The sequence below is a fragment of the Bradyrhizobium sp. genome (genome assembly GCF_035701725.1).
In the GTDB taxonomy this organism is placed as follows: Bacteria; Pseudomonadota; Alphaproteobacteria; order Rhizobiales; family Xanthobacteraceae; genus Bradyrhizobium.
In genome coordinates this window covers 23,022-30,085 of the sequence record NZ_DASSRP010000282.1, presented here as the reverse complement: position 1 = coordinate 30,085, position 7,064 = coordinate 23,022, and the positions used below count along the sequence as shown (strand labels likewise).

Annotated in this window: 7 protein-coding genes; 1 reads left to right on the top strand and 6 read right to left on the bottom strand. The window is 62.1% G+C overall.

The window, feature by feature from the left end:
- The first annotated feature begins 65 nt into the window (after nucleotides 1-65).
- Nucleotides 66-1,403 (top strand): lipopolysaccharide biosynthesis protein, encoded by a 1,338-nt coding sequence (locus VFL62_RS16980; protein WP_325173544.1) that lies wholly within the window; start codon nucleotides 66-68, stop codon nucleotides 1,401-1,403.
- A gap of 96 nt (nucleotides 1,404-1,499) precedes the next feature.
- Here VFL62_RS16980 and VFL62_RS16975 read toward each other — a convergent pair whose 3' ends face one another.
- The 6 genes from VFL62_RS16975 to VFL62_RS16950 all read right to left on the bottom strand — a co-directional run bounded on the left by VFL62_RS16975 (nucleotide 1,500) and on the right by VFL62_RS16950 (nucleotide 7,058).
- Complete coding sequence (locus VFL62_RS16975) at nucleotides 1,500-2,291, bottom strand: 3-hydroxybutyrate dehydrogenase (protein WP_325173540.1); 792 nt, start codon at nucleotides 2,289-2,291, stop codon at nucleotides 1,500-1,502.
- 2 nt (nucleotides 2,292-2,293) lie between these two features.
- Nucleotides 2,294-3,454: a patatin-like phospholipase family protein gene (locus VFL62_RS16970; protein WP_325173539.1), complete on the bottom strand. Its 1,161-nt coding sequence runs from the start codon at nucleotides 3,452-3,454 to the stop codon at nucleotides 2,294-2,296.
- A gap of 62 nt (nucleotides 3,455-3,516) precedes the next feature.
- A complete protein-coding gene (locus VFL62_RS16965) occupies nucleotides 3,517-4,083 on the bottom strand; it encodes a CAP domain-containing protein (RefSeq protein ID WP_325173538.1) in 567 nt (188 codons plus the stop codon).
- A gap of 95 nt (nucleotides 4,084-4,178) precedes the next feature.
- Entirely contained in the window at nucleotides 4,179-4,898 is a 720-nt protein-coding gene (locus VFL62_RS16960) for a phosphoadenylyl-sulfate reductase (RefSeq protein WP_325173537.1), read from the bottom strand.
- A gap of 5 nt (nucleotides 4,899-4,903) precedes the next feature.
- Entirely contained in the window at nucleotides 4,904-5,416 is a 513-nt protein-coding gene (locus VFL62_RS16955) for a DUF934 domain-containing protein (protein WP_325173536.1), read from the bottom strand.
- Nucleotides 5,403-7,058 (bottom strand): nitrite/sulfite reductase, encoded by a 1,656-nt coding sequence (locus tag VFL62_RS16950; RefSeq protein WP_325173535.1) that lies wholly within the window; start codon nucleotides 7,056-7,058, stop codon nucleotides 5,403-5,405. Before VFL62_RS16950 ends, VFL62_RS16955 begins: the two co-directional genes overlap by 14 nt.
- Nucleotides 7,059-7,064 lie beyond the last annotated feature (6 nt).

The following is a 7,064-nucleotide window of genomic DNA, read 5'->3' as shown; positions in this document are numbered from 1 at the left end:
TCATCCGCGTGCTGAGCGCCGCACTCGCCTACTTCTCGCAAGTTCTGCTCGCCCGCTTGCGATCGATGCTGGGTGGCTTGCTGGGCGGGGCCGGCGAAGCCTCGCTGACCCGGCGTCTGGCCGGAACGATCTTCATCATCCGCGTGCTCAGCGCGGCGCTTGCCTATTTCTCGCAAGTGCTGCTGGCACGCTGGATGGGCAGCTCGGATTACGGCGTCTATGTCTATGTCTGGACCTGGGTGCTGCTGCTCGGCAGCATGATGGATTTCGGCATTTCATCCTCGGCCCAGAAAATCATTCCGGAATATCGCACCCGCGGCGAGCACGCGCTGCTCCGCGGCTTTCTCGCCGGCAGCCGCTGGATCACGTTCATCGCCTCCGCGATCGTATCAGTATTGCTGGCCGGCCTCGTGAAACTGTTCTCGCCATGGATCGGCGCGGATGAAGTCGTCCCGCTCATGATCGGGTGCGCAACGCTGCCCGCTTTCGTCGTGGCCAACACCCAGGACGGGATCGCGCGCTCGCACGACTGGATGCGGCTCGGCTTGATGCCGCAATTCGTCATTCGTCAGGCCCTGATCATCGGCATCACCGCCGGGATGTTCGTAGCCGGCCTTCGCCTCGGCGCCAGCGCGGCGATGCTGGCAAGCGCCGCGGCGGTGTGGATCGCCATGGTCGGCCAGATGATCGCGCTCAACCATCGCCTCAAAGGTCATGTCCCGGCCGGCCCGAAGGCCTATGACATCGGCTTCTGGCTGTCGATCTCGCTGCCGATCCTGATGGTCGAGGGCTTTTACCTGCTGTTGTCCTACACTGACGTGCTCGTGCTGCAACAGTTCCGTTCGTCGGAGGAAGTCGGTGTCTACTTTGCGGTCGTGAAGACGCTGGCACTGGTTTCCTTCATCCACTATGCGATGTCGGCCACGACCGCACACCGGTTCGCTGAATATCACGCGCTGGGCGATCGGGCGCGGCTCTCGGCCTATGTCGCCCATGCGATCAAATGGACGTTCTGGCCGTCGCTTGCCGCAACCATTGTTCTGCTGGCGCTCGGCAAGCCGCTATTGTGGCTGTTCGGGCCGCAATTCGTGGTCGGCTACGACATCATGTTCGTCGCCGCGATCGGCCTGGTGGTGCGCGCCGCCGTCGGCCCGGTCGAGCGGCTGCTCAACATGCTCGGTCACCAATATATCTGCGCGCTGGCTTACGCGCTGTCGTTCGCGATGAACGTGATCCTATGCATCGCGCTGGTGCCGCGCTTCGGCGGCCATGGCGCCGCGGCCGCGACTTCGATCTCGCTGGTGTTCGAGACCGTGCTGTTGTTCTACATCGTGCGCCGCCGGCTCGGGCTTCACGTGCTGGCGTTTAGAAGGCAGAACTCTCACCGTCATGGCCGGGCTTGACCCGGCCATCCACGACTTTTTAACTTGGATGCAAAGACGTGGATGCCCGGCACAAGGCCGGGCATGACGAACCTTCTTGATGCGCCGAACGCGGCTTCACTCCGCGGTCCAGCCGCCGTCGATCGAGAGGTTGGCACCCGTGATCTGCGCGGCGTCATCGCCGCACAAAAACAGCGCCAGCGCGGCGACCTGATCCGAGGTCACGAACTCCTTGGTCGGCTGCGCATCCAAGAGCACATCCTTGATGACCTGCTCCTTGGTCATGTTGCGCGCCTTCATGGTCTCGGGAATCTGATGCTCGACCAATGGCGTCCAGACGTAGCCGGGGCTGATGCAGTTGCAGGTGATCTTGAAGGTCGCGACTTCCAGCGCCACCGTCTTGGTGAGGCCGGCAATGCCGTGCTTGGCCGAGACGTAGGCCGACTTGAACGGCGAGGCCACCAGCGAATGCGCGGAGGCCGTATTGATGATACGGCCCCAGCCGCGCTTCTTCATGCCGGGCACCGCGGCGCGAATGCCGTGAAACGCGGACGACAGGTTGATGGCGATGATCGCATCCCATTTTTCGATCGGGAACTCCTCGACCGGCGACACGAACTGGATGCCGGCATTATTGACCAGAATGTCGACCGAGCCGAAGGTCTTCTCGCCGAGCGCAACCATGTCGGCGATCTCGGCGGGCTTGGTCATATCGGCCGGCGAATACAGCGCCTTGACCTTGAAATCGTTCTCGATCGCGGAGCGTTCTTTTTCGATGTCGGCCGGCGCGCCAAAACCATTGATCACGACGTTGGCGCCGGCGCCGGCGAACGCGCGGGCATAAGCCAGTCCAATGCCCGAAGTCGAACCGGTCACGACGGCAGTCTTGCCCTTCAAGTTGGTCGTCATTTTCACTGCTCCTTTTGGGGGGGATTTTCTTCGCCTGAGAGATCGTAGGTCACCATGGTTTCGTCGGATTGCGGCCGTTCCAGCCAATCCTTGTGCCGCATCGACTGGTGCACGTCGCGCACGCCAGCCTCCCAATGCTCGACCATGGCGACATGGGAAAAGTCGTAGTCCTTCGACGAGCTCTCGTAGTTCTTGCTGCGATAGATCAGGTGCACCACGGTCACGGTGCTCTCCCGCGCCGCCTCGCGCAGATAGATCGCCGACGGATCGTTCTTGAGATCGTCGGGCAATTTCTCGATCAGATCGAGCACCGCCTTGCGCGCGTTGTGGATCTGGCGGTTCTTGTCGGTGGACATGCGCGTGCGGCTTGAGAAGCGGATATCCTTCTCGCGCTCGGCGGCCTCGAGCAGCGATTGCGGCAGCGGCCCGCGCGCGCTGAAGAGATCGACCTGGAAGATCAGGAGGTCGTTCTTGGTCTCGACGTCCAGCACATAGTCCAGCGGCGTATTGGAGGCGACACCCCCGTCCCAATAGTGCTCGCCGTCAATGACGATGGAGGGGAATCCGGGCGGCAGCGCGCCGGAAGCCATGATGTGTTCGGGGCCGATCTGCTTTCCCTGCCGCTTGAGCTCGACATTGTCGAAGTATCTGAGATTACCGGTTGTCACACTGACCGCGCCGACGCTGAGCCGGCATTTCAGGTCATTGATGCGATCGAAGTCGACCAGCCGCTCCAACGTTTTCCGCAAGGGTGCTGTGTCGTAATAGCTCTGCGACTGCGGACTTCCTTTCGGCCAGAGCGGCGCCGGGGGCACGCGCGGCGTGAAAAAGCCGGGGACGCCGAAGGTCGCGACCAGAGCGGCGCTGGTCTCGTTGTACAGCGTGCGCTCCCGCTCGCCCTTGGTGATCGGAGTAGGCACCCACGGTGCGCCGGGCGACACCATCTGCCAGAATTCCTTCAGGCGATCGACGCGCTTTTCCCGCTCATTGCCGGCAATGATGGCGGCATTGACGGCGCCGATCGAGGTTCCTGCGATCCACTGTGGCTCGAAATCAAAGTGACAGAGCGCCTGATAGGCCCCGGCCTGATAAGAGCCGAGCGCGCCGCCGCCTTGCAGGACCAGGACACGCTGTGCATTGGCTGGTGTAGCTGGATTCATCATTGCACTAGGGCTCCGATACGCAATTCGGAAAGTGGGCACTAGGACACCAGCTTGCGGGCGCGTCAATCAGTCTTGCTGGTAGGTACAGGTATGCCAACTTGTTCGCGCGGTTCGGTCGATGCGAGGATGAGCGTCCAGAACACTTTGTATTTAGTGTTCGGAGCATAGCTGGCGGCAATGCCCATTTTTGTGACACCCAGTTGCAACATATTCGCGCGATGCGGAGGGGAATCCCGCCAACCGGAAAACGCCTCGGCGAGCGTATGGTATCCGGCGGACACATTTTCCACCGCGAGGGTCGAAGGATAGCCCGCGGCCTGCAGGCGCTTGGGCAGCGGCGCCTTGACGTCGTGATCGAGCTTGTTGCGGCTGGCCATGGCCTGGGATTGCCCTTCCGCGATCTTCATCAGTTCGGGGTCGATGACCACGGCACCAACGCCGTTGTTCTTGCGGTAGAGCGAAATCATGGTGGCCGCCGCCTGCGCATCGAGCTTGGCGCCCGGCTCGGTCATGTTGAGATACATGGTCGGCTGTTCCGTCGGGACCTCCGAGGCGCAGCCGGCAAGCACAAGCAATCCGATCATCGCGGCCGGCGCCGCCCGCCGAAAACTGGGCGCTGGTATGCGCATCATTCCCCCAAAAATATTCGGGAGCGGTTGTTGCACGCCAACCGTGGCTGAAAGGTGAACGGGAAGGCTTTTTTCGGGCGATTACCGTTTACGGCTCAGCCGGTATGGATGCCGCATTCGGTCTTGGAGCGGCCGCGCCAGCGCCCGTCGCGGGCATCCTCGCCGCTCTGCGCGCGGCTGCTGCAAGGCATGCAGCCGACCGACAGAAAGCCCGCCGCCACCAGCGGATGCGGCGGCAAATCTGCCTGCGCGTAGATCGCCTCGATCCCGGCGCGGGTGATATTTGCAAATGGATTGAATTTCAGCCTGGCGCCATCGGCTTCGACCACCGCAATATCGGCGCGCAAGCCGCCCTGAAAGCGCTTGCGTCCATTGATCCATGCGCGAAACGGCGCAAGCGCACGCTTGAGTGGCTCGACCTTGCGAATCCGGCAACACGCGTCCGGATCGGAAAACCATAATTCACGATCCCGGTCCTCGCGGTTTAACGCATCTCCGAGGGGCTTGATCGAGCGGACGTCGCGCAGACCGAGCCGGGCGATCAACGTATCGCGATAGGCAAGCGTCTCCTCGAACAGCCAGCCGGTATCGAGAAAGATCACCGGGATCGCCGGATCGACGTCGGCCATGACCTTGAGCAGCGCCGCCGATTCCGTACCGAACGAGGACACCAGCGCCAGATGCTCGCGCCCGACAACGCGCAGTGCGCTCTCGATCACCTCCGACGGCGAGGCGTTGCGCAGCACTTCGTCCAGCGCCGTTGCCTTCTCAGTGACGGCGGTCTCAACCGGGATCTGCTCTGCAACGCTGCTCACGGCGACTAACCCGCGCTTTCCGAATAACGCTGCTGCATCCGCCGGTGAAGCGCGGTCAGCCGCCCGTCCCCGGTCGGCTGATAAAACACCGAATAGCGTTCCGACGTGCGCGCGAAGGCTTCGGCGTCGTTCGCCTTCTTGGCCTCGAGCGCATCGAAACCGGCCCGCAGCATGAACAGGAATTGGTCGCGCAGCACTTGCCCTGTCGCACGCAATTCGCCCTCATAGCCGTAGCGTTCGCGCAACAGCCGCGCCTGGCTATAGGCTCGCCCGTCGCGGAAAGACGGAAACACCAGCGCGACCACTGCGAGGCGATCGAGGAACGGCACGAGATCATCCAGATCGCGGTTGTTGGGCCAGATCACACCGAGCTTGTCGGTCTTTGACAGCAGGCCTTGCGGATTTTCGAGGAACCGCGCCGCCGAAACCAGCGCGCTGCCTCCTTCCGGCAGTTCGCCATCGTCGGCGACACGAACGAAAATGTCGGCGGCAACCTTGCCGTTCTTAACGAGTGGCATAGACCCGCTCCTTGAAAGGCTCGACGCCGAGCCGCTTCACCGCATCGACGAACAGTTCGTCCGGGCGTTCGCGCAGCGCGAGGTAGGCTTCGACGATGTCCTCGATCACGTCGGCGACTTCGCCATACGGCACCGCGGGCCCGATCAGCACGCCGAGTTCGGCGTTCTCGTCGGCGCGGCCGCCAATCGTAATCTGGTAGAATTCTTCGCCGTTCTTCTCGACGCCGAGAATGCCGATGTGACCGACGTGGTGATGGCCGCAGGCGTTGATGCAGCCGGAGATGTTGATATGCAGCCGGCCGATCAGTTCGGCGGTATCGTGATTGGCGAAGCGGCGGGTCAACTCCTGCGCGATCGGGATCGAACGCGCATTGGCAAGCGAGCAGTAATCCAGCCCCGGGCAGGCAATGATGTCCGAAACCAGATTGACGTTCGGCGTGGCGAGGCCGAGCTTGTCGAGCGCATTCCAAAGCGCGGGAAGGTCCCGCTTGGCGACATGCGGCAGCGCCAGGTTCTGCTCGTGGCCGACGCGGATTTCGCCAAATGAATATTTGTCGGCAAGATCGGCCAGCGCATCCATCTGATCGGCAGTCGCATCGCCGGGCGGTCCGCCAACCGGTTTGAGTGACAGCGTCACGATCGCATAGCCCTGCACCTTGTGGGTGAACACGGAATTGCGCCGCCAGCGTTCGAACAACGGATCGGCCGCCGCCTTCTTCAGTTCATCCGGCACATGTGGCAGTCGTTCGTAGGGCGGATAAGAAAAGCGCGAACGGATTTCATCGATGACGGCGTCATCGAGCGTCAGCGCGGTATCTCCCATCGCACGCCATTCCTGCTCGACTTCGGCTGCGAATTTTTCGATGCCGAGTTCGTGCACCAGAATCTTGATGCGCGCCTTGTAGATGTTGTCGCGGCGGCCGTACTGGTTGTAGACGCGCAGGATCGCTTCGACGTAGCTCAACAGATCGCGGCCGTGTACGAACGGCTTGATGGTCTTGGCGATAAAAGGCGTGCGGCCAAGACCGCCGCCGACCAGAACCTCGAAGCCGATCTCGCCTTCAGCATTGCGGTGCAGCCGCAGGCCGATGTCATGGATCTTGATCGCGGCGCGGTCGTGCGCGGAGGCGGTGATCGCGAACTTGAACTTGCGCGGCAGGAACGAGAATTCCGGATGCAGCGTCGTATATTGACGCAGCAACTCGGACCAGATGCGCGGATCTTCGACTTCGCCCGGCACGACGCCGGCCCACTGGTCGGACGTGACGTTCCGCGTGTTGTTACCCGAAGTCTGCATCGAATGGATGCCGACCTCGGCGAGATCGGCGAGCGCGTCCGGCAATTCGGCAAGCTTGATCCAATTGAACTGGATGTTCTGGCGCGTGGTGAAATGGCCGTAGCCGCGATCGTATTTCCGCGCGACATGCGCCAGGCGGCGGAGTTGCTTGGAGGACAGCGTGCCGTAGGGGATCGCGACGCGGAACATATAGGCGTGCAATTGCAGATAGACGCCGTTCTGCAGGCGCAGCATCTTGAATTCGTCTTCGGTGAGTTCGCCGGACAGACGGCGCTTCACCTGGTCGCGAAACTCCTCAACGCGTTCGTTGAGGAGCGTTCGGTCGAGTTCGTCATACGCGTACATCGAAAA